This is a genomic window from Nocardia sp. NPDC058658 (assembly GCF_042716665.1).
Classification (GTDB): domain Bacteria; phylum Actinomycetota; class Actinomycetes; order Mycobacteriales; family Mycobacteriaceae; genus Nocardia.
In genome coordinates, this window is sequence record NZ_JBHXRR010000013.1 from 124,084 (window position 1) to 149,889 (window position 25,806).

The 25,806-nt window shown below is 67.0% G+C and carries 21 protein-coding genes; 13 read left to right on the forward strand and 8 right to left on the reverse strand.

The genetic code is table 11. The annotated features are described in order from the left end of the window. The first annotated feature begins 25 nt into the window (after positions 1-25). From ACFWUP_RS19770 to ligA, 6 genes are all read left to right on the forward strand, one after another. A complete protein-coding gene (locus ACFWUP_RS19770) occupies positions 26-6,439 on the forward strand; it encodes a type I polyketide synthase (RefSeq protein ID WP_379236247.1) in 6,414 nt (2,137 codons plus the stop codon). Next, positions 6,391-7,845: a condensation domain-containing protein gene (locus ACFWUP_RS19775; RefSeq protein WP_379236249.1), complete on the forward strand. Its 1,455-nt coding sequence runs from the start codon at positions 6,391-6,393 to the stop codon at positions 7,843-7,845. Before ACFWUP_RS19770 ends, ACFWUP_RS19775 begins: the two co-directional genes overlap by 49 nt. After that, the gene (locus tag ACFWUP_RS19780) at positions 7,842-8,552 is read left to right on the forward strand and encodes a hypothetical protein (RefSeq protein ID WP_379236251.1); all 711 of its coding nucleotides are present in this window, start codon (positions 7,842-7,844) and stop codon (positions 8,550-8,552) included. Before ACFWUP_RS19775 ends, ACFWUP_RS19780 begins: the two co-directional genes overlap by 4 nt. Next, positions 8,549-9,976, forward strand: a complete 1,428-nt coding sequence (locus ACFWUP_RS19785) for an MFS transporter (RefSeq protein WP_379236253.1) — start codon at positions 8,549-8,551, stop codon at positions 9,974-9,976. The genes ACFWUP_RS19780 and ACFWUP_RS19785 overlap by 4 nt, the downstream gene beginning before the upstream one ends. Positions 9,977-10,147: 171 nt before the next feature. Continuing rightward, positions 10,148-11,800, forward strand: a complete 1,653-nt coding sequence (locus ACFWUP_RS19790; protein ID WP_379236255.1) for a bifunctional 3'-5' exonuclease/DNA polymerase — start codon at positions 10,148-10,150, stop codon at positions 11,798-11,800. Positions 11,801-11,918: 118 nt separating this feature from the next. Beyond that, positions 11,919-13,910, forward strand: coding sequence for an NAD-dependent DNA ligase LigA (ligA, locus tag ACFWUP_RS19795; RefSeq protein ID WP_379236257.1), 1,992 nt, complete (start codon positions 11,919-11,921; stop codon positions 13,908-13,910). Between the two features lie 127 nt (positions 13,911-14,037). Here the strand turns inward: ligA and ACFWUP_RS19800 are convergent, their stop codons facing one another. From ACFWUP_RS19800 to ACFWUP_RS19810, 3 genes are all read right to left on the reverse strand, one after another. Continuing rightward, positions 14,038-14,625: a DUF2510 domain-containing protein gene (locus tag ACFWUP_RS19800; RefSeq protein ID WP_379236259.1), complete on the reverse strand. Its 588-nt coding sequence runs from the start codon at positions 14,623-14,625 to the stop codon at positions 14,038-14,040. Positions 14,626-14,851: 226 nt separating this feature from the next. After that, complete coding sequence (locus ACFWUP_RS19805) at positions 14,852-15,082, reverse strand: hypothetical protein (RefSeq protein WP_379236261.1); 231 nt, start codon at positions 15,080-15,082, stop codon at positions 14,852-14,854. Positions 15,083-15,123: 41 nt separating this feature from the next. Then, positions 15,124-15,948, reverse strand: coding sequence for a hypothetical protein (locus ACFWUP_RS19810; RefSeq protein WP_379236263.1), 825 nt, complete (start codon positions 15,946-15,948; stop codon positions 15,124-15,126). A gap of 68 nt (positions 15,949-16,016) precedes the next feature. Here ACFWUP_RS19810 and ACFWUP_RS19815 point away from each other — a divergent pair, with 68 nt between their 5' ends. After that, entirely contained in the window at positions 16,017-16,211 is a 195-nt protein-coding gene (locus tag ACFWUP_RS19815) for a hypothetical protein (RefSeq protein ID WP_379236265.1), read from the forward strand. A 521-nt stretch (positions 16,212-16,732) separates the two neighbouring features. Here ACFWUP_RS19815 and ACFWUP_RS19820 read toward each other — a convergent pair. Further along, the gene (locus ACFWUP_RS19820) at positions 16,733-17,356 is read right to left on the reverse strand and encodes a hypothetical protein (RefSeq protein ID WP_379236267.1); all 624 of its coding nucleotides are present in this window, start codon (positions 17,354-17,356) and stop codon (positions 16,733-16,735) included. Positions 17,357-17,575: 219 nt separating this feature from the next. Here ACFWUP_RS19820 and ACFWUP_RS19825 point away from each other — a divergent pair, with 219 nt between their 5' ends. Together ACFWUP_RS19825 and ACFWUP_RS19830 are read left to right on the forward strand one after the other, a co-directional pair. Continuing rightward, entirely contained in the window at positions 17,576-18,046 is a 471-nt protein-coding gene (locus tag ACFWUP_RS19825) for a QsdR family transcriptional regulator (protein WP_379236269.1), read from the forward strand. 135 nt (positions 18,047-18,181) lie between these two features. After that, positions 18,182-18,583 carry a helix-turn-helix domain-containing protein gene (locus ACFWUP_RS19830; protein WP_379236271.1) on the forward strand — a complete coding sequence of 134 codons (402 nt, stop codon included), beginning with the start codon at positions 18,182-18,184 and terminating at the stop codon, positions 18,581-18,583. On the opposite strand, the gene ACFWUP_RS19835 is transcribed toward ACFWUP_RS19830, so the two are convergent. From ACFWUP_RS19835 to ACFWUP_RS19845, 3 genes are read right to left on the reverse strand one after another with little or no spacing between them, the layout of a single operon-like run. Beyond that, complete coding sequence (locus ACFWUP_RS19835) at positions 18,539-19,282, reverse strand: alpha/beta fold hydrolase (protein ID WP_379236273.1); 744 nt, start codon at positions 19,280-19,282, stop codon at positions 18,539-18,541. The two genes, ACFWUP_RS19830 and ACFWUP_RS19835, sit on opposite strands and share 45 nt — an antisense overlap. Then, on the reverse strand, positions 19,279-20,157 hold the full coding sequence (locus ACFWUP_RS19840) for an NAD(P)H-binding protein (RefSeq protein ID WP_379236275.1): 879 nt from the start codon (positions 20,155-20,157) through the stop codon (positions 19,279-19,281). The genes ACFWUP_RS19835 and ACFWUP_RS19840 overlap by 4 nt, the downstream gene beginning before the upstream one ends. Before the next feature lie 39 nt (positions 20,158-20,196). Beyond that, positions 20,197-21,036 carry a class I SAM-dependent methyltransferase gene (locus ACFWUP_RS19845; RefSeq protein ID WP_379236277.1) on the reverse strand — a complete coding sequence of 280 codons (840 nt, stop codon included), beginning with the start codon at positions 21,034-21,036 and terminating at the stop codon, positions 20,197-20,199. 68 nt (positions 21,037-21,104) lie between these two features. Between ACFWUP_RS19845 and ACFWUP_RS19850 the strand changes: the two genes are divergently transcribed. The 4 genes from ACFWUP_RS19850 to ACFWUP_RS19865 all read left to right on the forward strand — a co-directional run bounded on the left by ACFWUP_RS19850 (position 21,105) and on the right by ACFWUP_RS19865 (position 25,601). Beyond that, a complete protein-coding gene (locus tag ACFWUP_RS19850; RefSeq protein WP_379236279.1) occupies positions 21,105-21,740 on the forward strand; it encodes a PadR family transcriptional regulator in 636 nt (211 codons plus the stop codon). Between the two features lie 32 nt (positions 21,741-21,772). Continuing rightward, the gene (locus ACFWUP_RS19855; protein WP_379236281.1) at positions 21,773-22,177 is read left to right on the forward strand and encodes a hypothetical protein; all 405 of its coding nucleotides are present in this window, start codon (positions 21,773-21,775) and stop codon (positions 22,175-22,177) included. 109 nt (positions 22,178-22,286) lie between these two features. Continuing rightward, positions 22,287-24,653 (forward strand): arylsulfatase, encoded by a 2,367-nt coding sequence (locus tag ACFWUP_RS19860; protein WP_379236283.1) that lies wholly within the window; start codon positions 22,287-22,289, stop codon positions 24,651-24,653. Positions 24,654-24,656: 3 nt separating this feature from the next. Then, positions 24,657-25,601 (forward strand): formylglycine-generating enzyme family protein, encoded by a 945-nt coding sequence (locus ACFWUP_RS19865; RefSeq protein WP_379236285.1) that lies wholly within the window; start codon positions 24,657-24,659, stop codon positions 25,599-25,601. A gap of 19 nt (positions 25,602-25,620) precedes the next feature. On the opposite strand, the gene ACFWUP_RS19870 is transcribed toward ACFWUP_RS19865, so the two are convergent. After that, on the reverse strand, positions 25,621-25,806 hold a 186-nt coding region (locus tag ACFWUP_RS19870), incomplete at its 5' end, for a hypothetical protein (protein WP_379236287.1).

The window sequence follows — 25,806 nt, forward strand, 5'->3', positions numbered from 1 at the left end:
GCCGGTCGAGCCGAAGGATAATTGCGTGTCGGATATTGCCATTGTCGGAATCGGATGTCGGTTCGCGGGTGGAATCGATTCCCCGGAATCGTTCTGGGACTTTATCGTCGACAAACGCGACGGCGTAGTGGAGATGCCCGCCGATCGCTGGGACTGGCGGCGCTACTACGACCCCGAGCCGCGCACGCCGGGTCGCAGCTACACCAAACACGGCGCCTTCATGACCACCGATCCGTGGGAGTTCGACCCCGACTTCTTCGGGATATCGCCCCGCGAGGCCACGGTGCTCGACCCACAGCAGCGACTGATGCTCGAGGTGACCTGGGAGGCCCTCGACGACGCCGGGATCGCGGGGCGCGCGGCCGGTTCACAGGTCGGGGTCTACGTGGGCGGCTTCGTGGTCGACCAGTCGGTGATCGGCGTGGTTGGCCCGGCGCTGTTCCACACCGACATGCACACCCCGGCCAGTGCCTCCTACACGATGCTGTCCAACCGCATCGCCTACGCGCTGAACCTGGTCGGTCCGGCGATCACGGTCGACACCGCGTGCTCGTCGTCGCTGGTCGCCCTGCATCTGGCCTGCCAGGCACTGGAGAACGACGACTGCAAGGTCGCTCTCGCCGGTGGGGTCAATGTGATGCTGCAGCCGGAGACCTTCGTGCTCATGTGCAAGGGCGGCTTCCTCGCCACCGACGGACGCTGTAAATCCTTCGATGCCTCCGCCGATGGTTACGGTCGCGGCGAAGGCGCGGGCATGGTGGCGCTGAAGAAGCTCGAAGACGCTGTCCGCGACGGTGATCGCGTCTACGCGGTGATCAAAGCGACTGGTTCGAACCAGGACGGGCGCACCACGGCGATCACCGTGCCGAACGTCGACTCGCAGGAGGCACTGGCCCGCACCGTGTGCGAACGCTCGGGCATCCCGGCTGACGAGATCACCTACCTCGAGGCGCACGGCACCGGCACCTTGGTCGGTGATCCGGTCGAATTGCGCGCTCTCGGACGGGTTTTCGGGTCACCGTCGGGCCGCACCGGCACCATCGGCGTCGGCTCGGTGAAGGCGACGATCGGCCACACCGAAGCCGCCGCGGGCGTGGCCAGCGTGATCAAAGCCGCACTGGCACTGCAACATCGCACCCTGCCGCCGCAGGGCTGGCTGAACAACCCGAACCCCGACATCCCGTTCGACGAGCTGGGCCTGCACGTACAGACCGAGGCGCAGCCGATGCCCGCCGATGCCCCGCCGATGTCGGTGGCGGTCAACGGTTTCGGCTACGGCGGCACCAACGCCCACGCGATCCTGCAGGAATACCGCGCACCCGAAGTGCAGGCCGAACCGCCCCGCCACCTCGGCATCCTGCCCATCTCGGCCCGCAGTACCGGTGCCGCCCGCGCGTTGGCCGGCCGGTTCGCCGACCTGATCACCGCGGGCGCCGACCCGGATCGCCTGGCCGAAGCGGCGTGGACCCGGATGGCGCACCACCCGTTCCGCACCGGCGTACTCCTCGACGGCTCCACCGACGACCTCGTCCATGAACTGCACGAATACGCTTCGGGAAGCGGTCGCGACGCCGGTCGCACGGTGTCCTCCGGTGCCGCCGAGCCGGTGTTCGTGTTCTCGGGGATGGGGCCCCAGCACTGGAAGATGGCCCGCGGGCTGCTCGAGGCCGGTGGGGTGTTCGCTGAAACGGCCGAGGAGATCGACGCGGAATTCCGGGCGATCGCCGGCTGGTCGATCATCGAGGAACTGCGCAAGCCCGAGGACGAATCCCGGGTCACGAGCACCGAGGTGGCCCAGCCCGCGAACTTCCTCGTCCAGGTGAGTCTGGTGCGTGAGCTGGCCGAATACGGCATCGTCCCCGCCGCCATCGTCGGGCACAGTGTGGGTGAGGTGTCGGCCGCGTACGTGAGCGGAATGTTGTCCCTGACCGAGGCTGTGCGCGTGGCTTACCACCGGGCGCGCTTGCAGGCCACGACCGCAGGCACCGGCGGGATGCTCGCGGTCGGCATGACCACCGAACAGGCCGATGCCCTCATCGCCGACGACCCGCGCGTCGACATCGCGGCGATCAACAGCCCCACCTCCCTGACCCTGTCCGGCGACGTCGACCGACTCGACGAGATCGCCGAAAAGCTCACCGAAGACGGCATATTCGCGCGCCGCCTGCGTGTCGAGGTGCCGTATCACAGCCGACTGATGGACCCCATCCACGACGAATTGCACGCGGTGCTGGCCGAGCTGGCACCGCAGCCGCCGAAGGTGCCGCTGTACTCCTCGGTGACGGGGGAACTCGTCACCGAAGGCGACTGGAACGCCGAGTACTGGTGGTCCAATGTCCGTCAGCCGGTGCGGTTCTTCGCCGCGGTGGGCAGCTTGATCGCCGCGGGCAACCGGATCTTCCTCGAGGTCGGCCCGCACCCGGTGCTGTCGGGCAATATCCGCGAAGCACTGGTCGACGCGGATGTCAACGGCACCACCGTCCCCACCCTGGACCGCGAACAGTCCGATTCACACAGCCTGCGGCGCACGCTCATCGGTCTGCACGCCGCCGGTGTGCTCGACCGTGAACTGCTGTTCCCCTCGGCGCGCGGTGCCACCGCGCACGTGCCACTGCCGCGTTACCCCTGGCAGCGCACCCGCCTGCACTCGGCGCTGCCACTGTTCGAACAGGCCCGCCTCGGCACCCCCGACGGCCACGCGATGCTCGGCGACCCGGATGTGGAAGGCCGCCCCGAGTGGCTGCTGCAGGTGGGCACCGAACTGCTGCCGTGGCTGGCCGACCATGTCGTGAACGGCGTCAAGATCATGCCGGGCGCCGCGTACCTGGACGCCGCTTTGAGCGCCACCGCGTCGCGGATCGGCAGCAAACAGGTTGCGCTGGAGGGAGTTCGGTTCGTCGCGCCGCTGATCATGGGCGCCCCCGACGTCCCGCTGGTCGCGATGAGCATCGAGGAAACCAGCGGTCGCTTCATGATCAGGTCGCGCAGCGCCACCGGCACGGCGTGGACCGTGCACTCCACGGGGCGCACGCTGACCGGCAGCCACGAACAGACCGAAGTCGAGCTACCCACCATCGACATCGGTATCGACGTCGACCCCGCGATGTTCTACGCGGGCCTCGCCTCGGCCGGCCTGCAGTACGGCCCGACATTCCAGCGAGTGACCTCGGTGCGGGTCGGGCGCGACGTGGTGCTGGCCACGGTCGACGGCACCATCGCCGAAGACTCACGGCACCTGGCCCATCCGGCCGTCGTCGACGCCGCGATGCAGTGTGCGGCAATGCTGTTCGCCGACGAACGGATCAACGAGGGCGTCATGGTGCCCGTCGGGGTCAACGCGGTGCGCCTGCTCGCCGAACTCCCCGCGGAGATCACCGTCATCGCCCGGCGCGACCCCGGAGCCCGCCTGCGTGCCGACGTCGACCTGCTCGACGCCGACCGAAAACTGGTCGCGCGCTTGACCGGATTGCAGATCGGCGCGCTCAAGCCCGGCGACAGCCCACTGCACCGGATGGCCGACTTCTACTACACCGAAACGATGCAACAACTCGACGCCCTCGACCCCGCGGCACTCGCCGAGGCCGGGACGGTGTCCACGGTGATCGTCGCGCTCGGCGACAGCGCGCGTTCCGGTGAACTCGCCGCCGCGATGCCCGGCTCGCGCCTGTACTTCGCCGACCCGACCGGAGACAGTCTGGAAACGGATCTGGTCGCGAACCTGACGGCGGCCAAAGCCGAAGAGGCACAACGCCTGCACGTCTGTGTCGTTGTCGGCGCCGGGACCGATGACGTCGCCGACCTGTGGACGCTCAAGCGCATCGCGGTCGCGGTGGCGGAATACGTGACCCCGACCGTCGAAGGCGCCGCACCCCAGATCCACTTCGGTGACGGCAATGTCCACGCCACCCTGATCACCGAATCCGCCTGCGCGGCACCGGATAGCGCTACCGCACCCGACCCTCGCCAGGCCGCCCTCGCCGGTGCCCGCCGCGTGCTGCTCAACGAGCAGACCCCACTGCGCTGGCGACTCGTCGACACCGAGCCGGGCACCCCGATCGCCGAGCTCGTCACCGAACTCGGTGTGCCGGGCGCCTTCTCGCTCGACAACGCCGACGAGGTACTGCTGCGCGACGGCCTCCGCTGGGCGCCGGTGGTGACCAAGCCGCTGGCCGAGCGCATCGAGGAACTGGAGACCTCGCACCCCCTCGCCGACCCGGAGGTCAACTTCGAGCTGGACACGCCGCGAACCCGGTTGCTCTCGCAGGTGGCATGGCGTGAATGCCCTCGGCCCGAGCCCGGCGACGGCCAGGTCGAGGTCGCGATGGCGGTGATCGGACTCAACTACAAGGACCCGCTCAAGATCATCGGACTGCTCGGCGAACGCGAACTGGCGCCGACGTACTTCGGCACCGTGCCCGGCATGGAGGGCATGGGCACGGTGGTGCGGGTGGGCTCGGGGGTCACCGATGTGTCGGTCGGCGACAAGGTCGCTGTCGCGTCCAAGGGCATGATGCGCCGCTTCGCCGTCGTCGACCGGGCGCTGGCCGTCGTCGTGCCCGCCGACACCGATCCCGGCTACTGCACCAGCACCATCGCCTTCGGCACCGCCGAATACGCCCTGCACGACCTCGCCCGCCTCGAACCCGGCGAAACCGTGCTGATCCACGGCGCGGCGGGCGGCGTCGGCACCGCGGCCATCCAGGTGGCCAAGGCGATCGGCGCCCGCATCATCGGCACCGCCAGCTCGCCCGAGCGACGCGAACACGTCCTCGCCATGGGCGCGGACTTCGCGGTGAACTCGCGCTCGCTCAACTTCGTCGACGACGTGCTCGCCCTGACCGGCGGTGTCGGCGCCGACGTGATCATCAGCAGCGCCCCCGGCGAGATCCTGCGCCAGAACTTCAACGCCGCAGCCGAATTCGGGCGCATCGTCGAGGTCGGCAAGGCCGATATCTACACCGGCGGCCTCCTCGAACTGGCCAACTTCGACAAGAACCTCGCCTACTACTCGATGGACCTCGACCGCCTGGTCGCGGTTCGCCCGCAACGACTGTCGGCACTGCTGCAGCGAGTGTTCGAGAAGGTCACCGAAGGTGTCTACACCCCGCTGCCGTACCAGATGTTCGAGACCCACGAGGTGAGCCAGGCATTCGAGGAGACCCTGCGGTCCTCGCGCGTCGGCCGCGTCGCGCTGCGAATGGACGACCCGGCACCGCCCGTACGCCCCTACCTGCCGCCGCTCGACATCGACAGCGCCGCAAGCTATCTCATCACCGGCGGGTTCGGCGGATTCGGGATGGCGCTCGGTCGCTGGCTGGCCCTGCGCGGTGCGCGCAGGCTGGTGCTCGTCGGGCGCAGCGGTGCGAGCACCGAGACGGCTCGTCGCCAGCTCGAGGCGTGGGAGGCGCTCGGCATCGAGGTGATCGAAGAGCACGCCGACGTCACCGATGCCGCCGCAGTCGCCGCGATCATCGAGCGCGCGCACAGCGACGAACATCCGCTGCGCGGGGTGTTCCACGCCGCCGGTGCGGTGGCCGACAACCGCCTCGCCAACATGGAGTTGAGTGAACTCGACCGGGTCTACCGCCCCAAAGTCCATGGCGCGCAGGTGATCCACCAGGCCGTTGCCGATGCGGGCATCACTCTGGATATGTTCGTCCTGTGCTCCTCGGGCGGCTCGATGTACGGCATCTACGGCCAGTACAACTACTGCGCGGCCAATGTCGCCGTCGAAACACTGGCACGGCGCTGGGCCGCCGCAGGCGAACGCGCACTGTGTGTCGGCTGGGGTCACCTCGCGGGCGCCTCGGGCGGCATGGCCGCCGACGAAACCGCCGAAAAGTATCTGGACCTGGTTGGCTTCGGCCCGATCGACATGGCCGACGCTACCGCCTACCTGGAACAGACCCTGCGCCTCGGCGCCACCAACGCGGCGATCATCCCCACCGACTGGGCGAAACTGACCGGCACCTTCCCCCAGCTGGTGCGCACGGGCCGCACCGCCGCCCTGGCCCGATCCTCGGCCAAGGACACCTCCGAATTGGCAAGACTCCGTGAGGAACTCGCCGCGATGGAGGAAGCCAAGCGCGGCCCCGCGATCGCTCGCAAGATGGCCGACGAACTCGCTGTCGTCATGGGCGTCCCGGTCGAGTCGATCGACATGACCGTGCCGGTGCCCGAACTGGGCCTGGACTCGTTGATGGCGGTCGAGCTCGGTGCACGGGTAACCAAGACACTCGGCATCGACCTCATGTCGATGCAGATGGGGCGTTCGTTCAGCCTGGAACAGGCCGGGCCGAAGGTCGCGGAACTGATCCTGGCGTCCGAACCGGTTGTCACACCACCACTTCCGGCGGCCGCGCCGAGCGAGCCCGTCGAGGTGCCCGAACAGTGGACAGTCGACCGGTCGGCGGAAGTTTCGATGGCGGGATCGCACTGATGGTCGACTTCGGCTTGATCGACGAGTGGCGCCCCGCGCCCGGGCGGCTCGTGACCTGGTTCGCCTCGGCGGACTCGGTCGCGCGCGCGGCCAGGGCGCCGGCCCACCCGGCACCACCCTCCCTACAGCAGGAGCAGTACCTTCGCCTGGCCGACCGGCACTCCGGCGCGGACTTCCGGTTCTCGGGCCTGTGCCTGGTGACCGCCGAGATCCCCACCGGCGACCTCGACCGCGACGCCATCACCCGCGCGATCCACGCATTCCTGTTGCGCCACGACACCTTTCGCACCTGGTTCACCGTCGAATCCGGTGGCGCGGTGCGCCGCCACCTGGTGCCGGAAGCCGATGTCGAGTTCGTCCCCGTCGACTACGGCTACATCGACGACCCGGAGGCGATCTGCCGACACGTGGAGAAGACGACACCCGGTCCGTTCCAATGGGATTGCTTCACGTTCGGCACCATCGAACACAGCGAATCCACCACCGTGTACCTGGCCGTCGACCACCTGCACACCGACGGCCTCGGGCAGTACCTGTCCGCGGCCGACCTGGCCCAGCTCTACGCCGCCGAACTGTGGTCCGACGCCGAACCGCTCGCCCCGGCGGCGAGCTACCTCGACTACTGCCGCAACGAGCGGTTCTTCAGCGACCAGCAGAGCCTGTCCTCGCCGGGCGTGAAGAAGTGGCTCGCGCTGTTGGGCGGCAACGACAACCGCCTCCCGGTCTTCCCCCTGGATCTGGGAAAGAAGACCGACGGTTACCACCGCAGCGCCCACCGCAGCATCGTGCTGTTCGACGAGGACGAGGCCGACCGATTCGAACAGGTCTGCCGGGCCAACGGCGCCGACTTCGCCGGCGGGGTGTTCGCCGCGGCCGCGCTGGCCGAACGCGAGCTGGTCGGTTCCGACTACTACTTCGGCATGACCCCGGTCAGCACCAGAACCTCAGCGGCCGAGAACAATTCGGTGGGCTGGTACGTGACGCTGGTTCCGGTCGCCTTCCCGATGACCGAACGCACCACGATCCCCCGCGCGCTCAAGATCGCGCAGCGGGCCTACGACAGCGGACTCCTGTTGGCGCCCACGTCTTTTCACCGGGTGCTCGACCTGCTGCCCGCCGATTCCGAGATCAAGGCCGAGCCGGGCTGGGTCACCCCGATGATCTCGTTCATCGACGCCAGGGACTTCCTCGGCAACGAACTGTTCGACAGCATGAACGCCGGCGTCTTCGCCAACCGCGCCGCGTCGGAAGAGGCACTCATCTGGATCAACCGGCTCCCGGGCCGGACCTCGCTGAGCGTCATCTTCCCCGATACCGCGATCGCACAGGAGTCGGTGGGGCGCTATCTCGACACCATGAAGTCCGTATTCGAGGCCATCATCGACAGCGCCGAGGAGACCTCATGATCCGAGAAGAGTTCCTGCCGTCCATCTTTCGCGACCCACTGATCCCCGACGGCGAGAAGTCGACCTACCGTGTCGGCATCGCCGGTCAGCCGGGCGGATTCGGGATATCGCACGTCGTCGTGCACGACCGAGGCGGCTACCACACGACACTCGAAGCCAGCCCCGAAGGCAAGAGCGACCGCGCACTGGTCATGACGGTCGAACAGCGCATTGGGCGGATCGACGGGCGGCTGCACGCGGAAAGCTATCGCGCGCAGACCCGTTCGGGATCGACGGTGGTCTCCCGCGAGGAAGTGAACTTCGTCGACACCGTGCATTTGCAACTCGGTGGCATGCCCGGCCCGTTCCCGCCGAACGTGATGCCGATCGCCGGTGGGCTGACGATGCTGCGCGGTCTGGAATTCGCCGACGGACTGATCGAATCGGTCGACGTGTGGCTCGCCTCCGCCGTGCACTGGCCGCTGCTGGTCCGGGTGGAGAAACAGGTCGTCTTCGCGGGGCAGGCCGGGGTGTTCCCGTGCTGGCAGGTGCGGCTGCGGCCCGGATTCGAACAGGTGAACGGCATGCTGGACAAGATGGTCGGCTCGGTCGTGCCGCCGTTCGTCGCGCTGTTCGAGGTGGCGGCGCCGCATCGGATGGTGCAGCTGAGTTTCCCGACCCAGATGTCGATGTCGGCGCCACGGGCCACGATGGAGTTGGTGTCATGAGCGAGACCACCAGGGTCGCGAAGGCGCCCGAGCTCGGCGCGTGGCTGGCGTTCGGTGCCTGTCTGATCGCGGTGTTCATGCAGATGATCGACGTGACGATCGTGAACACCGCCCTGCCGAACCTGACCGCCGACCTCGGTGCGTCCAGATCGGCTCAGCTGCTGGTCATTTCGGGGTATGCGCTGGCCTTCGCGTGCACCCTGCTCACCGCCGCCCGGATCGGGGCGATGGTCGGTCGGCGCACGATGTTCCTTGTCTCGGTGATCGCCTTCACCGCCGCCTCGGTGTGGTGCGGATTGGCTGATGGCGCAACGGAACTGGTGATCGCCCGCGTTGTGCAAGGTGCGGCGGGGGCCGGCATGGCGGCGCAGACGATCGCGATTCTCACGGCTGGTTTTCCGCGCGAACGTCATCCGTTGGTGTTCGCGCTGTACGGGGGAGTGGCCGGGTTCGCCGGGATGCTGGGGCCGATCGTCGGCGGCGTGCTGCTCACCCTCGACATTGGCGGGTGGGGATGGCGGTCGGTTTTTCTGATCAACCTGCCGATCGGGTTGTTCGCGTTCGCGCTGGCCTGGAAGTTTCTGGACCGCAGCCGCCCGGAAGGTCGTCACCAACTCGACCTGGTGGGTGCTGCGCTGTCCGGGCTCGGCTTGTTCGCGCTCATCGCAGGGCTGGCCCAGATCCAGCAGCACGGGTGGCGGCTGGATCTCGTCGCCGTGATCGGTGCCGGGCTCGTGTTGATCGCCGTGTTCGTCGCGCAGCAGCGCAGTCGCACCGCGCGAGACGGCAGCCCACTCGTGCGCCTCGATCTGTTCGGCAACCACGGTTTCCGGATCGGCTCGGTGCTGGTCGGTGCCTTCTTCGGGCTGTTCACCGCGTTCGTATTCGCCGCTTCGATCACCATGCAGGACGTGCTCGGCTACTCACCGCTGCTCACCGGCATGGTGATGACGCTGTTCGCTGTGGGCGCGGGCGCCGGTGCTATCGGGTCGCTGATTCTGGTCCCCCGGTGGGATATCTGGGCGCTGGCCGGCGGGATCGCGTTGTTCGGCGGATGTATCGGCGCGGGCGGGATCTATCTGTTCCTGGTCGACGGTGTGGCGAACGCGTGGCTCTGCGCCGGTCCGGTGTTCGCGGCCGGATTCGGGGTCGGGGTTTTCGGTGTGCAGTTGCAGCCGATGATGTTGTCCGGGCTGGACGGGGATCGGATGGCCGAGGCGTCAGGTGTACTGCCGACTGTCGAACAAGTGGGGAACGCGGTCGGGCTTGCGGTGTTGACCACGGTGTTCTTCAGCTCGCACAGCCTCAGGGGCAGCATCATGATGATGGGCGCCATCGCTGTCGTGGCCTTCGTTCTCGCCGGGCTGACCTTGGCGATGCCGTCGCGCGAGCGTCGCGAACTGGCCGCGGCCGACGCTCGTTGACCACCACTCGCGTGGCGGGGGCAGGCTCGGGCCGGCGTCGCTCGGAAGCGGGCCGGGTCGGGTGCTGCTCGACCATCGAGAGCACGCTGGTCGGCGCTGATTCCCACCCGCCGAGTCCCTTCTGGTCATCGACCAGCGTTTCTGTCGGACCCGGCTGCCAGACTCCGACAAGTGCGATGGGTGATTGCGGAGACGGGTGATGGTGGCGCTCGGCTGTGTCCGCTCGATCAGGACGGTCGCCCGGCCGGGCCGGTGGTCGATGAGGTTTCGCTCGTCGAGGCGGTGCGGTCGCGGCCCGAGGTCGAGCGGTGGGTGTGGCGGTCCACCGCGGAGATCTACCGCGTGCTGCTGGCGGCGGGTGTGCGCGTCGAGCGGTGTTATGACGTGCAGGCGGCCGAGGCGCTGCTGATCGGATACGAGGAAGGGCAGTCGGGGCAGGCGCGCTCGCTGGCGGCGGGCTGGGCGCGGTTACACAATCTGCCCGTTCCCCCGGATGCGCCGTTGCGGGCTGTGGAAACCCAGCCGTCGCTGTTCGAGTCGGGCCCGGCACCGCTGCCGCCGGGTGTCGACGAGTTCACCGCCCTGCTCGCGGTCTATGCCGCGCAGGTCGCCCGCACCGCTGCCACCGAGCACCCGGACCGGATGCGACTGCTGCTCGCCGCCGAATCGGCGGGAATGCTCGTCGCGGTCGAGATGGGCCGGCTGGGCATTCCGTGGCGGGCCGATGTGCACCGCGAACTACTGGATTCGATGCTGGGAGAACGCTTTCCAGGCGGAGCCGAACCGCGCCGCCTGGCGGAACTGGCCGACGAGGTCTCGCGAGCATTCGGAACCGGGGTGCGTGTCCGCCCCGACCTGCCCGCCGACATCATCCGGGCCTTCGGCCGCGCCGGAATCCTGTTGTCCTCCACCAGAAAATGGGAAATCCAGCAGATCGACCACCCTGCCGTCGCCCCACTCCTGGCCTACAAATCGCTGTACCGCCTCTACACCGCCCACGGCTGGTCCTGGCTCGAACAGTGGGTCCACGGCGGCCGCTTCCGACCCGAATATCTGCCCGGCGGCACGGTATCCGGCCGATGGACCACCAATGGTGGTGGCGCACTACAGATTCCGAAGATCATCCGCCAAGCGATCCGCGCCGACCCCGGCTGGACACTGGTGGTCGCCGACGCCGCCCAAATGGAACCCCGCGTCCTCGCCGCGATCTCCCGCGACCCCGGACTGATGGAAGTGGCGGGCCGAGGCGAAGATCTGTACGCCGACCTGGCGGCCCGCGGACTCGGCGGCGACCGCGACCAAGCCAAGCTCGCACTCCTCGGCGCCATCTACGGCCAGACCTCCGGCGACGCCCTGACCCACATGGCAGCCCTACGCCGCCGCTACCCGGCCGCAGTGGCCTACGTCGACGACGCCGCCCACGCAGGCGAGGAAGGCCGCCTCGTACGCACCTGGCTCGGCCGCACCTGCACACCCCTCTCGGCCACACCCGACGACTCCGACACACCCCGCGACACCCGCATCGACTCCGCCGCCCGCGCCCGAGGCCGCTTCACCCGCAACTTCGTCGTCCAAGGGTCCGCCGCCGACTGGGCCCTCCTGGTCCTGGCAGGCATCCGCCACGCCCTCCGCGACCTCCGCGCGGAACTGGTCTTCTTCCAACACGACGAGGTCATCGTGCACTGCCCGACCGAGGAAGCCGAGCTGGTGTCCGCGGCGATCGCCGACGCCGCCGACACCGCGGGCCGAATCGCCTTCGGAGAGACACCGGTCCGGTTTCCGTTCACCACCGCAGTCGTCCAGTGTTATGGCGACGCCAAGTAGGACAGTCACCCCGGCGAGCCGTGCGTGTCATCGCGCCGAGTGTCGGCCTGGCAATTCAGTCGGTCGCCGGCCGTGCCACCTGCGAAAGTTGTCGGTGGGTGTCGGTAGCGTCTTGGCTGTGGAAACAGGGGAACGAATCCAAGAACTCGCCGACCGGATGGTCGAGCTGCGCGACGCCTACTACCAGGGTGCGCCGCTGGTCGCCGACGCCGAATTCGATGCGATCGAGGACGAGCTGCGTGCGCTGATCGAGGCGAATCCCGAGCTCACGCCCGAACCGAACCCCCTGGACCAGGTGGGTGCGCCCTCGATCCTGCACGCGCCGGTGCGGCACTCGCGGCCGATGCTGTCGCTGGAGAAGTCGACCAAACCGGAGCAGGTCGCGGCGTTCTTCGATCGGTTCCCCGGTCAGTCGGTGGTCGTGATGCCCAAGCTCGACGGGTTGTCGCTGGCGCTCGTGTTCGAGAACGGCAGGCTGGCCCGTGCGGTGACTCGCGGCGACGGCACCACAGGCGACGACGTGACCCCGCTTGTCCGCGCCCTCGTCGACGGTGTTCCCGAACGGATCGACTTGCCCGGTCGCGTCGAAGTGCGCGGTGAGGCGGTGATGTTGCGGTCGACCTTCCTCGCCTACAACACCGCGCACCCCGACAAGCCACTGATCAACCCACGCAACGCTGCGGCGGGCACCCTGCGAGCCAAGGACCCGGCCACCGTGTCCGAGCGGCGCCTGCAATTCTTCGGCTTCGACCTGGACACCTCCGCCGACGACGCCGCCCACGACCTGGGCGAGGGGTTGCGCGCCATCGGCGTCGCGGGAGCGGAGATGCGCCTGTGCGCAGACGCCGCGCAGGCCCAGGCGGCGATCACCGAGATCGAGCAGGGCCGCAACGACCTGGACTACGACATCGACGGTGCCGTACTGCGGCTGGCCGACCGAGATGCCTACGCGGCGGCCGGAACCCGGTCGAATTCCCCACGCGGCGCGCTGGCGTTCAAATTCGCCGCCGAGGAGAAAACCACCCTGCTGCGCGAGGTGATCTGGGACGTCGGCAAGACCGGCAAGATCGTCCCCGTCGCCTGGCTCGAGCCGGTGTTCGTCGGCGGCACGACAGTCACCAAGGCGACCTTGGCCAACCAGGAAGTGATCCGCGCCCGCGACATCAAGGTCGGCGACACCGTTCTGGTCCGCCGCGCGGGCGACGTGATCCCGTTCGTGGCAGGCGTACTCGATGCCGCCAAGCGCACCGGCGAAGAACTCGACATCATCTCGCCCACCGCCTGTCCCTCCTGCGGCCAGCCGGTGACCGAACAGGGCAACAGTCGAGAACTGTTCTGCACCAACGTTTCCTGCCCCGCGCAAACCGTCCGCAGGCTGATCCACTGGGCATCGCGGGCCGCTGCGGATATCGACGCCATCGGTGGAGTCTGGATCGAACGTCTCGCCGAGGCCGGAATTCTCGAAAGCCCGTCGGACTTCTACACACTCACCAAAGAACGCCTGCTCGAATTCGACCGCATCGGCGAAGTCTCCGCCGCCCGCATGATCGATTCCATCGACGCCAGCCGCCAGGTCGGCCTACGCCGCGCCCTCATCGGCCTCGCCATCCCCATGGCCTCCGACGGCACCGCCGCCCGCCTGGCCCGATCCGGCTTCGGCTCCCTCGAGGAAGTCGCCGACGCGGGCGAGGAACGCCTGGTCGCCGTGGAGGATATCGGCCCGAAGGTCGCCGCCTCCCTGGTCACCCACCTCACGCGACTGCGCCCCGAGCTGGACCGCCTCCGAGAGCTCGGCGTCTCCCTCGACGTGCGCGAAGAAGACTTACCGCCCGTCATCGCCGCAGGCGCACCCCTCGAAGGCAAAACCGTGGTGATCACCGGTGCGATCAGCGACCCACGCTCCGGCGAAAAGGTCGCCCGCCCCACCTTCCAGCGCCTGTGCGAACAAGCCGGCGCAACAGCGGCCTCCTCGGTCTCGGCGAACACCGACATGCTCATCACCGGCGCGGGCGTCGGCGACAGCAAGCTGGCCAAGGCGGAAAAGCTCGGCGTCGAGGTCGTCGACCAGGGCGAGATCTGGAAGTTGTTGATCGACGCCAAGATCATCTAGACACACGGCCTCCTGAAGCCAGGAGGTCGGCGAGTGTCGGGACTGGCGTCCTCGTTGTCAAAGGCTCCGTTGCCACTCCCGGGGTGAACGTTCAACCGGGCAACCCGTTCCGGCAACGAGTCAGGTTCTATGGCTGGGTTCGTGGCAACGTCGCTTCAGTCCACTGTTCGCCGTCGAACCACCGCGAAAGTGTGATGTCTCGCTGATCTGGATACCAACCGGCTGGTAGCGCTGTGTTTGTCCCATGCGTAGCCTTGTGGGCCGGATCGGACCTTCTACGGTCAGCGGGCCCGGGTTCCATCGAATTCGATCTCTGAGTGGTCGATGGGAATGTCGAATCATGTCGGACCGCAAATGCGCCGATTATGAGAGCGATGCCCAATATTAGCAATGGATATCCGATTGCTCTATTTCGAGCTAGCTTCGACATACATTGCTCGAGTGCTGTGTCACCGCCCGGGTTTGCCATGGGTGGTGGGGTGATTGGAAGGTCGTATATCGCGTCGTAGCCGTATATGGATCCGGCTGTATCACCTGCCGCGCCACCGTAGTTCGATGCGAAACCGTTGCCACATCCCCACGGATCTCCATCGTAAGGCGAGTAAGCCTTGAGTGGCACGATGAGAACCACGAATCCGATTAGCAATAGTACTGCACCGACCATTCGCATCGACCTACGTCTATTCAGCCCTGCGTGAACGGTCTCCGGCGACATGGTGAACGCCTCTCAATCTCGGTTGATCGAGCACATCCGTACATCAATAGAGTTCGGTGCGCAGCCCCTGGCCGTTACGACGCTGGCATCGTGTGACTTGGGAACGCTTGGCGGTCGACATCACTTCTTGCTCACCCAGCCATTTGCTATTCGCAAATTGCTTGTGGCGGTGGGAGTCTCGACATCGTGTTCGCAGGTTGCTGCCCCGTATCGGGGACAGCGGCGGCTATCGCGTCGTCGTTCTACCAGTGACGTCCTCTCCCTGAATGGGCGTGAGGACTGAGGGGCCGAGCCAGTGGGCGGCGACGCGGGCGGCGCGGATGGTGTCGTGGTGGGTTCGGCGGAAGCCGTCGACGCCGTCGGCCGGCGTGCCAAGGGCGAGGCGGACGTCGTCGGGTTCGGCCCGGAGGATGTCGTCGAGGAGTTGCTCGTCGAGTCGAGAAGCGCTGGTGTGCAACGGGATCCAAGCCCAGAGGGTGGTGGTGTCGCGCGGCCAGATCAGGGCTGTCCGGTCGCCCGGAGTGCTTCGGCCATGCGGGTGACGATGTCTTCGAGGGCGGTGAGGCGGGCGGGTTCGGCGACGGTCGATCCAGTCCACAGCACCAGGCCAGATGTTGTTGGCGCAGCGAGTAACCCAGCACCGCTTCGGCGGTATCGACGTCGGGCGCGGACGGGCTGAGCAGTCGCTCCAAGACCTCCATGCGCACCGTGCGGCGGTGGGAGAGCCAGCGTTCGCGTTCGGCTTGATACTCGGCCGTCACCTGTTCGCTGACCGTGTCGATATAGGCGAAGTGGACGGTGATCAGCAACTGGATCGCCGCGACGGTGTCCTCGCGGGTCGCGACCTGGCGGGCGATCGCCTCGATCGAGCGCGAACTGCTGGCCGACGCGGTAGGCGCGGATGAGGGCGGTGGGGGAGGCGCCGCGCTGGGCGAGGCCGCGCGCGTACTCGCGGGCCACCTCGGGGATGGACATGGTCTCGAGCGCCGTGTGATCGCGAAAGATTTCGATCGCCGCCAGCAGGTTGCTGCGCACGCTCGCCCGCAGCAACCGCACCATCGGCGCATCACCGGGGAGCGCGGGAATTCGGTCGAGCAGCAGCTTGGTGAGCACATCGTCGAGTTGGTCGACCCGGGCGTGCAGCGTTTCGCTCACACCTGCCAGCAGTTGCTCGGCTCGACCACTTTGTTGTCCTGGGCGCGGCCGGTGGCCTTTGCCGATCGCCCGTGCGTGCGCGAGGCCGAAGGGCGTCATGCTCGACCACCGCAATGTCGAGGCGATGACCGCGTCGATGCTCGCTGCCTCGCCGATCCACGACCGCACCCACTGCCTGCTGTTCCTCCCGCTGTTCCACGCCAACGCCCTGTTCGTCAGCTTCCTGGGAGGTGCCGGTGGCGTTCGTCGCGGCCTATCCCGGCGTCGAGCTCGCCGTCGACGAACTACTCGCTACCTGCTATGCCAAGCTCGCCAAATTCAAAGTGCCGGTGTCGATTCGAGTACTGGACGAGATCCCGCGCAATCCGGTCGGCAAGGTAGACAAGCCCTCCCTACGCGAAGATCTTCATGCCCTGCCGATTCGAGCTTGAATACTGCATGCGAAACGGGACCGCCCCCGCTGAGTTCGGCAGGGGCGGGAAAACCGATCGTTTCCGCGATCAGCGCTTCGGCGAGCAGCCCTTGGCTTCGAACTCGGCCTTCGACGAATACGCACCCTCCGGCAGATACTCGCCCATCACGGTCTTCTCGTCGCCGGGAGTCGCGGTGTCCTGGACGGCATGACCGAAACCCTTGGTCGGCAACATGTTCCGCATGATCAGGTAGCCGTCTTCGGCATGACCGGTGCCGTCGCCGACGGCCGGGAGCGGCACCCACGCCACCCCGCACGCCTCGGTCGCGTTGGCCGGTCGATCCTCGGGCAGGCTCGCGACGACGGTGTAGTGGCGCGCGGCGTCGAGGGGGACCTGCTCGTCGAAGACGCACCCGGTCACCCGGGTCGTGGCGACGGATTCATTGGCGCACAACGACCAGTAGCGCATATCGGTGTCGCCGACGGTGGTGGCGGCGCCATCGAGGGTGCGCGGGGTGCGTGGCATGGTGCCGGTGAGCGTCAGGACCTGGCCGAAACCTCGGTTGACGTAGGCGTTGATGTAGTTGTTGTCGATATTGGAGTACTGCCCGCCGGTCTTGGCGGGTGCTCCGTCGCACTTGCCGAGGTAGGCGCAGCCGAGCCCGAACTGGGTGTTGTAGTAGGTGCGCCACACCGGCTGCTGCGATGCGGGGAATTGTCCACCGGGACCACCTCGTTGCGGACGGTCGCGGTGTAGGAACGGCCGTCGGTGCCGGTTCGGTCGGCGCCGGTCAGATACGGGTTCGCCGAGCCCGGGTCGGGTGCGGTCGACACGTCGTTGAGCGCGGACGTCGGGCTGTTGGTGGTGATGTTGTAGGAATTGAGCGACTGGTAGCGAGCATGCGCGTACTCGCCCTTCAGCGTGAGCTCGGCGCCTGCGGGGATCGCGAACTGCGCCGCCCAGTACAGCGCACCGGAGTCGGGGAAGGCGTAGTTGAGTGTCTGCTCGGTCGCGGAGAAAGCGGGACCCCAGAAGCAGGTCGACGTCTCGTGCTGTTGCCCGGCCTGCTCCTGCTCGCCCGGACTCGAGGAGGTGCAGGCCGCCGTCACCGACGCCAGCAAGGTCAACGCGGCCGCGGCGGCGAACTTGGTACGGACAGACATCGATCTTCTTGTGACGCGGGTAACAACAAGTGACCGCCAACCTAGGACCGCGATGGGACAAATGTCAACAACGTCCCAAGTAGGACGCGAGACATGATTGTCCCCGGCTGCTACAGTCACGATCCGCCCGCAGCGGAATTGCCCTCATTTCGCCGCCCGACCGCCGACGATGCCCGCGCGGCGGCAGCTCGGCTGTTCCGGCGGGGCGAGCGAGTGGACATGAATACCGTTGCCGCCCACCTGAATATCGGCCGCTCCACCCTCTACCGCTGGGTGGGCGACCGCGAGAAACTCATCGACCACGCGATTCTCGAGTGCATCACCGAGATCTGGGTCGATGCCCGCCGCACCGCCCGCGGCGACGGACTCGAGCGAGTCCTCGACGCCGCCGACCGATTCATGCACGGCTGCATCGCCTACGAACCGCTCACCTCCTTCGCCCGGCGCGAACCGAATCTCGCACAGCGCGTACTCCTCGATCCCGACGGCCTCGTCAACACCGCGCGCCGAACGAGCCTGCTCCACGCAACCGCTTCCGCCGCACCGCATCTCGAGGTCCCCCCGGAAACGTTCGGCGTACTCGGCATGACCGCGACGGCGCTCGTGTGGGCGAACGTCGCCGCCGACCGCGAGCCCGACATCACCGCGACGATCGACATCATGCGCACCGTTCTGTCCGCGCACGCCTGATCCGCGGTCATCACGACTAACAGACCGTGTACCCAGCTTCTGTGACGAGAGCCGCAAGTTTGCTAGGACTATTGCCACGAGCACAGTCCGCGACTCATGATGGTCTTCTGGCCAACTTGACGCCTAGGAACCGCCGTGACGCACTTCGCTGCCCGCCTCAATGATCTTTTCGACAACCGGCCGGACGTGCGGCAGTGCACAAACCGCCACGTGGCGCGCATGCTGCAGGAGGCGGGTCACAGCATTTCCGCACCGTATCTGTCCCAGTTGCGGTCCGGGAATCGCGACAACCCTTCGCCGAAAACCGTTGCGGCACTGGCCGAATACTTCCAGGTCACCCCCGACTACTTCTTCCTCGCGGCAGCCTATCCGGACGTCGACGACCACACCCTAATCCGCGAGCTCGAACTCGCAGAACCGCGTGAACTGCTCCTGTGTGCGGTCGGATTGTCTTGCGAGGCAATGGATATCCTCGTCGCGATGGCCGAGCGTCTACGCGTCAGCGACGGATTGCTCGTCGTTTGCCTCGACGGCTGATTCGACGCGGGAAGCGAGCTGCCCCAGGATCGTGCCGACCTCGTGAGGGTGGTGCACGTGAACCCAGTGGCCGCTGTCTGCGACTTCGTAGCCCTCGACACGGGCAGGCAATCGGTCGAGCCTCGTCGGGACATTCGCCTTGACGTAGGAAACCGGCACCTCTACCTTCGTCAGCGCCCCCGCTGCGTCGTAGCCGAATGCCGCGCCGACGATGCGACGAGCCGCTGCGCGCGGCACTCGGTCGAGTCGACGCATCACCGCAGCACGCTGTTCCAGTCGATCGGCCTCGACGAACGTCGCCCGGAAGAACAGGCGAAGCAGGGCAGGCCCGACGGGAGTATGGAGGAGGGCAACGAACATCCGGAGCGCGATCCGCACGGGGCGTGGCACCAGCACCGGCGAGTCCAGGACGGCGACCGCGGCGACCACATCGGGTCGGGTCACGGCCAGCTCGAGGCCGACGAGCCCGCCTTGGCTGTGCCCGATCGCGACGAACCTGTCGAACCCCGCGTCCTCGGCGAGCTCGGCTACGTGTCGCGCTTGCGCGGAAATGGACAGGTCGCCACGGTAGAGCGGGGAGAGGGAGAGGGTGGGGCCGCGGGTCCAGAGGGCGGCGAGTGCACCGAACTCGTCCGGGTGTCCCGCCAGACCTGTGAGGAAGACCGCGGCGAGTTGCTGTGGATCGGTCCGCTGATTCATCGGTTCACCGGCTCTGCGAAGGCACTTGCGTGGTCGGCGACGAATTCGGCGAGTGTGCGGGCGGGGTGGCCGGTCAGTCGCGTGACCTGGTCGTTGGTGGTTGCGTAGGTGCCGTGGCGCAGTGCTTCGAAGACCTCGAGGATCTGGCGGGCCATGGGCTCGGGGAGCCCGTCGGCGATCATCGCCTGTTCGGCGAGGTCCGGAGCCACGTCGAGATAGGTGATGTCGTGGCCGGTGGCGTCGGAAAGATGTTGTGCCACATAGTGATAGGTGAGGGATTCGGGTCCCGTCAGTTCGATTGTGCCCGGTTCGACGGCGTCATCCATGATCACAGCGGTCGCGACAGCGGCGATGTCGGCGGGGTCGATCATCGCGATAGGTGCCGTTCCGGCCGGCGCCGGGAGCATGCGGAGATTGCGCACCGGTGCGGCCGCCGCGAAGAGGTTCGACATGAAGAACGACGGCCGCAGAACCACTGCTGACAGGCCGGATTCGGCGAGGTGGTCCTCGATTGCAGCGTGGCGGCGCCAGAGGGTGGGCGTCGCATCGTGCGCGGCCCCGAGCGCCGACAGCTTCACGACGCGCCGGATTCCGGCCGACCGCGCGGCGTCGATGGCCGCGCATTCCAGCGCCACCTGTTCGGCGACGTTGCCGCAGGCGAGGAACAGCGTGTCGACGTCGGTCATGGCCCTACGTACGGCGTCGGGATCGGCGAGGTCACCACTCGCTATCTCGGCGTCGTGTCCGAAGAGGTTGTGCGCCACAGTGTTATCGCGGACGAAGGCGCGGGGCCGAACGCCGGCTTCGGCGAGATCGCGGACGAGATGTCGCCCGACAGTGCCGGTGGCGCCGGTGATCAGAACGGTTTCGGACATGGTTGTGCTCTCTTTCGTGGGTGTGGTGGTTGGGGGAAGCTAGGCGCGAGTGGCGGTGACGAGCCAGGTCGCCGACCCGAACCGAACTCCGTCGTCGGTCTGGTGGGCGGCGAGAGTGTCGCGCAGCGCCGCGATCGAGTACGCACGCTGCGCCGGTTCCTGCCCCTCGACCATCCAGCCGAGCAGGCCGAGAAGGAACGTGTGTGCCTCCTCGACTGTGCGGCCATAGGTTGTCGTCTCGGTCGACGAGGTGAGTTCGACGTGATCGAAGCCCGCACCGTGAAGCAGCTTTCGCACGTGATCGGGGTCGCTGAGCGAGAAGGGGCCGGGGACATCCGAGGCGGGCACCGGCGGCGTCCGGCCCGTGAGGGCCTGCGAGAAGGCGCCGATCCACTCCTGACGGTCGGGCGGCTGCCAGGTCAGCAGGACAAGGCGTCCGCCGGGAGTCAGGCTGCGTCGCAGGTTGGCGAAAGCGGTCTCGGGGCGGCCGAAGAACATGGCCCCGGTCTGACTGATGACGACGTCGTAGGCCTCGGTCTCGAAGGGGTGGACCTGCGCATCGGCTCGATCGAAGGCGACGTTCGTGAGTCCCGCCTGCCGGGCGAGCCCACGGGCGACCTCGATCATCCGAGCCGAGAGATCGACGCCGAACACGCTACCCGCGTGCGCCACTTCCGCGGCCGCGCGCGTCGTTGCCCCTGTGCCGCAACCGATGTCGAGCACGCGATACGTGGGTTCGATCGCCGCGGCCCGGAGGAACGCGGGCCGGTAGCGAGCCAACGACTCCTCGACGATCTCGCTGTGGGTGGCCCAGTGTGCGCCTTCGTCGCCGTCCCAGGCGTGCGCCTGATCCGTATTCGTCGCATCGATCGTTGACATCGTCTGGCACCGCTCTCGTCGTGACATACTCTCTATGAGAGTATTTAGTATCGTCCCAAGGAGACTATGTGTCAAGCCTTCGTCTGACTGGAACCTCGTACGCCGTGCTGGGACTGCTCGCCGTGCGGCCCTGGAGTACCTATGAGCTGACCCGTCAAATGGACCGCAGCCTCGGCCGGATGTGGCCGCGAGCGCAGAGCAGGCTCTACGACGAGCCGAAAAAACTCGTCACGCTGGGCCTGGCAACGGGCGAGAACGAGGTTGTCGGACGTCGTCCGCGGACGGTCTACTCGATCACCGACGCGGGTCGCGACGCCCTCGCCGAGTGGCTTCGGAAACCGGGCGACGGACCCGTCCTGGAATTCGAGCAACTCGTCCAACTCAGCTTCGCCGAGAACGGAACCCGCGACGACGCCCTGCGCATCGTCGCCGCCGCCCGCACCTGGGCCGAACAGCGCAATGTCGAGAACCTCGCCGCCGCAAGGGAATACGCCGCGGGACAGGGCCCGTTCCAGCGTCGCGCCGCCCAAGGCATGCTCGCCGGCGCCTTCTTCACCGAGTTCTACGCCATGGTGGCCGAGTGGGCCGACTGGGCGAGTGAGCAAGTACAGGACTGGCCCGAAGACCCCGCCGAGGCGGTCGCCGATCCTGCCGAGCTCGCCAGGATCGCCGAGCGCGCCGACTGGCTGCGCGAGTCGGACTGAGTCGGGACGAGGCCGAGGTCCTGATCGACACCATGCTGGTCCCGCTGCGCACCATGCTGCGGGCGGTTTTCGTGATGGCGGTGGTGATCGCACTCGTTGGCTACCTCACCGGATCGTCCGGGTCCGCGGTCGCGGTCCGCGGCGCGTGCGCGAAGGCGCTCGACGCGCTACGAGTACCGAAAGACGGGCGGGCCCCGTACCCGATCGAGTCCACGGTCGCGCGGTTTCGCATTCCGCTGCGGGTGCTCATCATCGCGATCGCGGTCACGACCCTGGTGTTCTGGCCGAATCCGTCCGGTGTGGTCGTGGTGGTGGTCGTGCTCGTCGCGGTGGTGGCGCTGCTGGTGGTGGAACTGGTCGCCCGGCCCGCGATCTCATCCTTGACGGGTGAGGACTTCCGGTCAGCCCCCGAACCACACTTGAACGCGCAACGCTGATGCGAGCAGTCCACACGGCGTCGGACACCCGGCCGCATGGGCGCGCCACCCTGATATCGGAGCCGGGCACACCCCACCGAAGCGATCGACAGTAGCAAGGAGTCTGGACATGGCCGACAAGTGGAGCGCCGGACGCGAAAACTTGCCGATCCCGGATCGTCAGTATCTGGGTTTGACGACCTATGACGCCAAAGACCCCGACACGACCTTTCCGCCGATCGAACCGCTGCTGCCCCCAGCAGGCGCGCCGAACGTGCTGGTGATCTTGCTCGACGATGTCGGTTTCGGTGCGAGCAGCGCCTTCGGTGGCCCCGTCGCGACACCGACCGCCGAACGACTGCAGAACGGCGGCCTGACCTACAACCGCTTCCACACCACGGCGCTGTGCGCGCCGACGCGTGCGGCGCTGCTCAGCGGCCGAAACCATCATTCGGTCGGCATGGGCATGATCACCGAGACCGCGACGGCGGCTCCCGGCTCGTCCGGTCTGCGACCGAACACCAAGGCCGCCCTGCCGATGACATTGAAACTCAACGGATACTCGACCGCGCAATTCGGCAAGTGCCACGAAGTACCGCCCTGGCAGACCTCACCGGTGGGGCCCTTCGACTCATGGCCGACCGGCGGCGGTGGTTTCGAACATTTCTACGGATTCATCGGCGGCGAGAACAACCAGTACTACCCCGCCCTCTACGACGGTGTCACACCGGTCGAAGCCGGAAAGACTCCGGAAGAGGGCTACCACCTGACCGAAGACCTCGCCGATCACGCCATCGACTGGGTGCGGACCCAGAAAGCGCTGGCGCCGGACAAGCCGTTCTTCGTCTACTTCGCCCCCGGCGCCACGCACGCGCCCCACCAAGTACCAGCCGAGTGGGCCGACAAATACGCTGGCAAATTCGCCGCGGGTTGGGATGCCCAGCGAGAAACGATCATCGCCCGACAGAAGGAACTCGGGGTGGTTCCCACTGATGCCGCATTGACGGCCCGCCCCGATGCGATCCCGTCCTGGGACGAGATGAGCGAGGAACTCAAGCCTGTCCTGGAACGGCAGATGGAGGTCTACGCGGGCTTTCTCGAACACACCGACTTCCACATCGGCCGTCTCATCGATGCCGTGGAATCCATCGGCGCGCTGGAGAACACCCTGATCTACTACATCATCGGTGACAACGGCGCCTCCGCCGAAGGCACCGTCAACGGCGCCTTCAACGAAATGGCCAACTTCAACGGGCTGGCCGCGATCGAGACGCCGGAGTTCATGGTCGAGGTCAAGGACAAACTCGGCGGCGTCGACGCCTACAACCACTATTCCGTGGGCTGGGCGTGGGCAATGTGCACGCCGTTCCAGTGGACCAAACAAGTCGCCTCGCACTGGGGCGGCACCCGCAACGGCACCATCGTGCACTGGCCGGCGGGTATCGAGAGCAAAGGCGGGGTCCGTTCTCAGTTCACCCATGTCATAGATGTGGCGCCCACGATTCTCGAAGCCGCGGGGATCCCTGAACCGATATTCGTGATGGGAATTCAGCAGTCGCCGATCGAGGGCACCAGCATGAACTACACCTTCGAAGATGCCGACGCCCCCGAACGTCACAACCTGCAGTATTTCGAGATGGCAGGCAACCGGGGCATCTACTTCAAGGGCTGGAGCGCGGTTACCCGGCACAGCACGCCATGGCTGCCCAACGAGGAACTCCCGGCCCTCGACGACGACATCTGGGAACTCTACGACGGAAAAGTCGATTTCTCCCAGGCCTGGGATCTGGCCGCGCAGGACCCGGAAAGACTGGCTTATCTGCAACGGTTGTGGCTGATCGAGGCCGTGAAATACAACGTCCTGCCCATCGACGACCGCCGGTTCGAACGGATCAACCCAGCCATCGCCGGCCGTCCTGAGCTGATCAAGGGCACCACACAGGTGCTGTTCCCCGGGATGAAACGGCTCAGCGAGCACAGCGTCATCAACATCAAGAACAAGTCCTTCAGCGTGACCGCCTCGATCGAGATTCCCGAGCAGGGTCTCACCAACGGTGTGATCATCGCCCAAGGTGGCCGATTCGGCGGCTGGGCCCTGTACTTCGAACAAGGACACGCGGCCTTCGTCTACAACCTGCTCGGCATGACCGAATTCACCACCACCGCAACCGAACCCATTCAGGCCGGCAGTCATCAGGTCCGCGCCGAGTTCGCCTACGACGGCGGTGGACTGGCCAAAGGTGGTGACGTGACGTTGTTCTATGACGGCACGCCGGTGGGCAACGGCCGGGTCGAGCAAACCCATCCGATGATCTTCTCCGCCGACGAGACCACCGACATCGGCGAGGACTACGGGATGCCGGTCAGTGTCGCCTACGCCGGTGCCAGCAAGTTCACCGGCAAGATCGACGTTGTCCAGATCGATGTCGGCGACGACGACAACTCCCATCTCATCGACCCCGCCGAGGTCGCCAGGGTCGCGATCTCGCGCCAGTAACCCATGGTGCACAGTTGCTGCTCCCCGCACCGCGAATCCGCCGGGCGCCACGGCGGTGCTCCGCTACCCGCCCCGGGAAACGCTGCCGCGGATTCGCTGATCACCGTGCCCGGCTTGACCTTTCGGATGGGCGACGACTCACCATGGGCCTACCCGGCCGATGGCGAGGGGCCGGCCCACGAGGTGACCCTGCCTTCGTTTCGCATCGATCGCTTCGCTGTGTCCAACCAGCGGTTCGCGGAGTTCGTCGATGCCACCGGATGGCGGACGGAAGCCGAGAAGTACGAATGGTCCTTTGTCTTCGGCGGGCTGCTGCCCGACGACTTCCCGCCCACCCGCGGCGTCGAGGGCACACCGTGGTGGCGACAGGTCTACGGCGCCGATTGGAACCATCCCGAGGGCCCGCATTCCGATATCGGGGATCGGATGGACCACCCAGTGGTCCATGTGTCCTGGAACGACGCCCGAGCGTTCTGTTCCTGGTCGGGAACTCGACTGCCCAGCGAAGCCGAATGGGAAGCCGCCGCCCGTGGTGGCCTGGTGGACAAGCCCTTTCCCTGGGGAGACGAGCTGGAACCCGGTGGGACGCACCGGATGAACGTCTTCCAGGGCGAGTTCCCCGGGAACAACACCGGCGACGACGGCTACGTGGGCACCGCGCCGGTCACCGCCTTCGAGCCGAACGGCTACGGGCTGTACAACATGACCGGCAACGTCTGGGAATGGTGCGCCGACGTCCGTGACATCGGGTACTACGCGAAGTCTCCCGCCATATCGCCGACCGGCCCGCCATCGGGTCCGCAGCGAGTGCAGCGTGGCGGGTCCTACCTCTGCCACGCGTCGTACTGCCGCAGATACCGGGTGTCGGCCCGATTCGGCAGCGACCCGGAAAGCTCGTCGGGCAACGTGGGGTTCCGCGTGGCGGCTGATCTGTCCCGGGGCGAATAGGAAGGCGATCGGGTCGGGGTCATCGTGACCGATAGTGGGTCGTCCCCGTCGAATCACGGGTATTGCTCACCAATTTCGCGAAGCACTCGTCGATCGCGATGTTGCGGGCATCGCACCAGTTGTTGGCGAGGGCGGGATCGGTGAAGGTGGCGCCCGCGATGGTGACCCACCAGCCGCGTTGGTCGAACGTTCGCCATTCGTCGCT

Bases quoted from the DNA above. Each gene is read 5' to 3' on its own strand.
- ACFWUP_RS19865 (WP_379236285.1), top strand. From the start codon at position 24,657: ATGGTGCACAGTTGCTGCTCCCCGCACCGCGAATCCGCCGGGCGCCAC.
- ACFWUP_RS19820 (WP_379236267.1), bottom strand. From the start codon at position 17,356: ATGTCTGTCCGTACCAAGTTCGCCGCCGCGGCCGCGTTGACCTTGCTG.
- ACFWUP_RS19780 (WP_379236251.1), top strand. From the start codon at position 7,842: ATGATCCGAGAAGAGTTCCTGCCGTCCATCTTTCGCGACCCACTGATC.
- ACFWUP_RS19840 (WP_379236275.1), bottom strand. From the start codon at position 20,157: ATGTCCGAAACCGTTCTGATCACCGGCGCCACCGGCACTGTCGGGCGA.
- ACFWUP_RS19825 (WP_379236269.1), top strand. From the start codon at position 17,576: ATGAATACCGTTGCCGCCCACCTGAATATCGGCCGCTCCACCCTCTAC.
- ACFWUP_RS19855 (WP_379236281.1), top strand. From the start codon at position 21,773: ATGCTGGTCCCGCTGCGCACCATGCTGCGGGCGGTTTTCGTGATGGCG.
- ACFWUP_RS19845 (WP_379236277.1), bottom strand. From the start codon at position 21,036: ATGTCAACGATCGATGCGACGAATACGGATCAGGCGCACGCCTGGGAC.
- ACFWUP_RS19860 (WP_379236283.1), top strand. From the start codon at position 22,287: ATGGCCGACAAGTGGAGCGCCGGACGCGAAAACTTGCCGATCCCGGAT.
- ACFWUP_RS19800 (WP_379236259.1), bottom strand. From the start codon at position 14,625: ATGTCGCCGGAGACCGTTCACGCAGGGCTGAATAGACGTAGGTCGATG.
- ACFWUP_RS19835 (WP_379236273.1), bottom strand. From the start codon at position 19,282: ATGAATCAGCGGACCGATCCACAGCAACTCGCCGCGGTCTTCCTCACA.
- ACFWUP_RS19785 (WP_379236253.1), top strand. From the start codon at position 8,549: ATGAGCGAGACCACCAGGGTCGCGAAGGCGCCCGAGCTCGGCGCGTGG.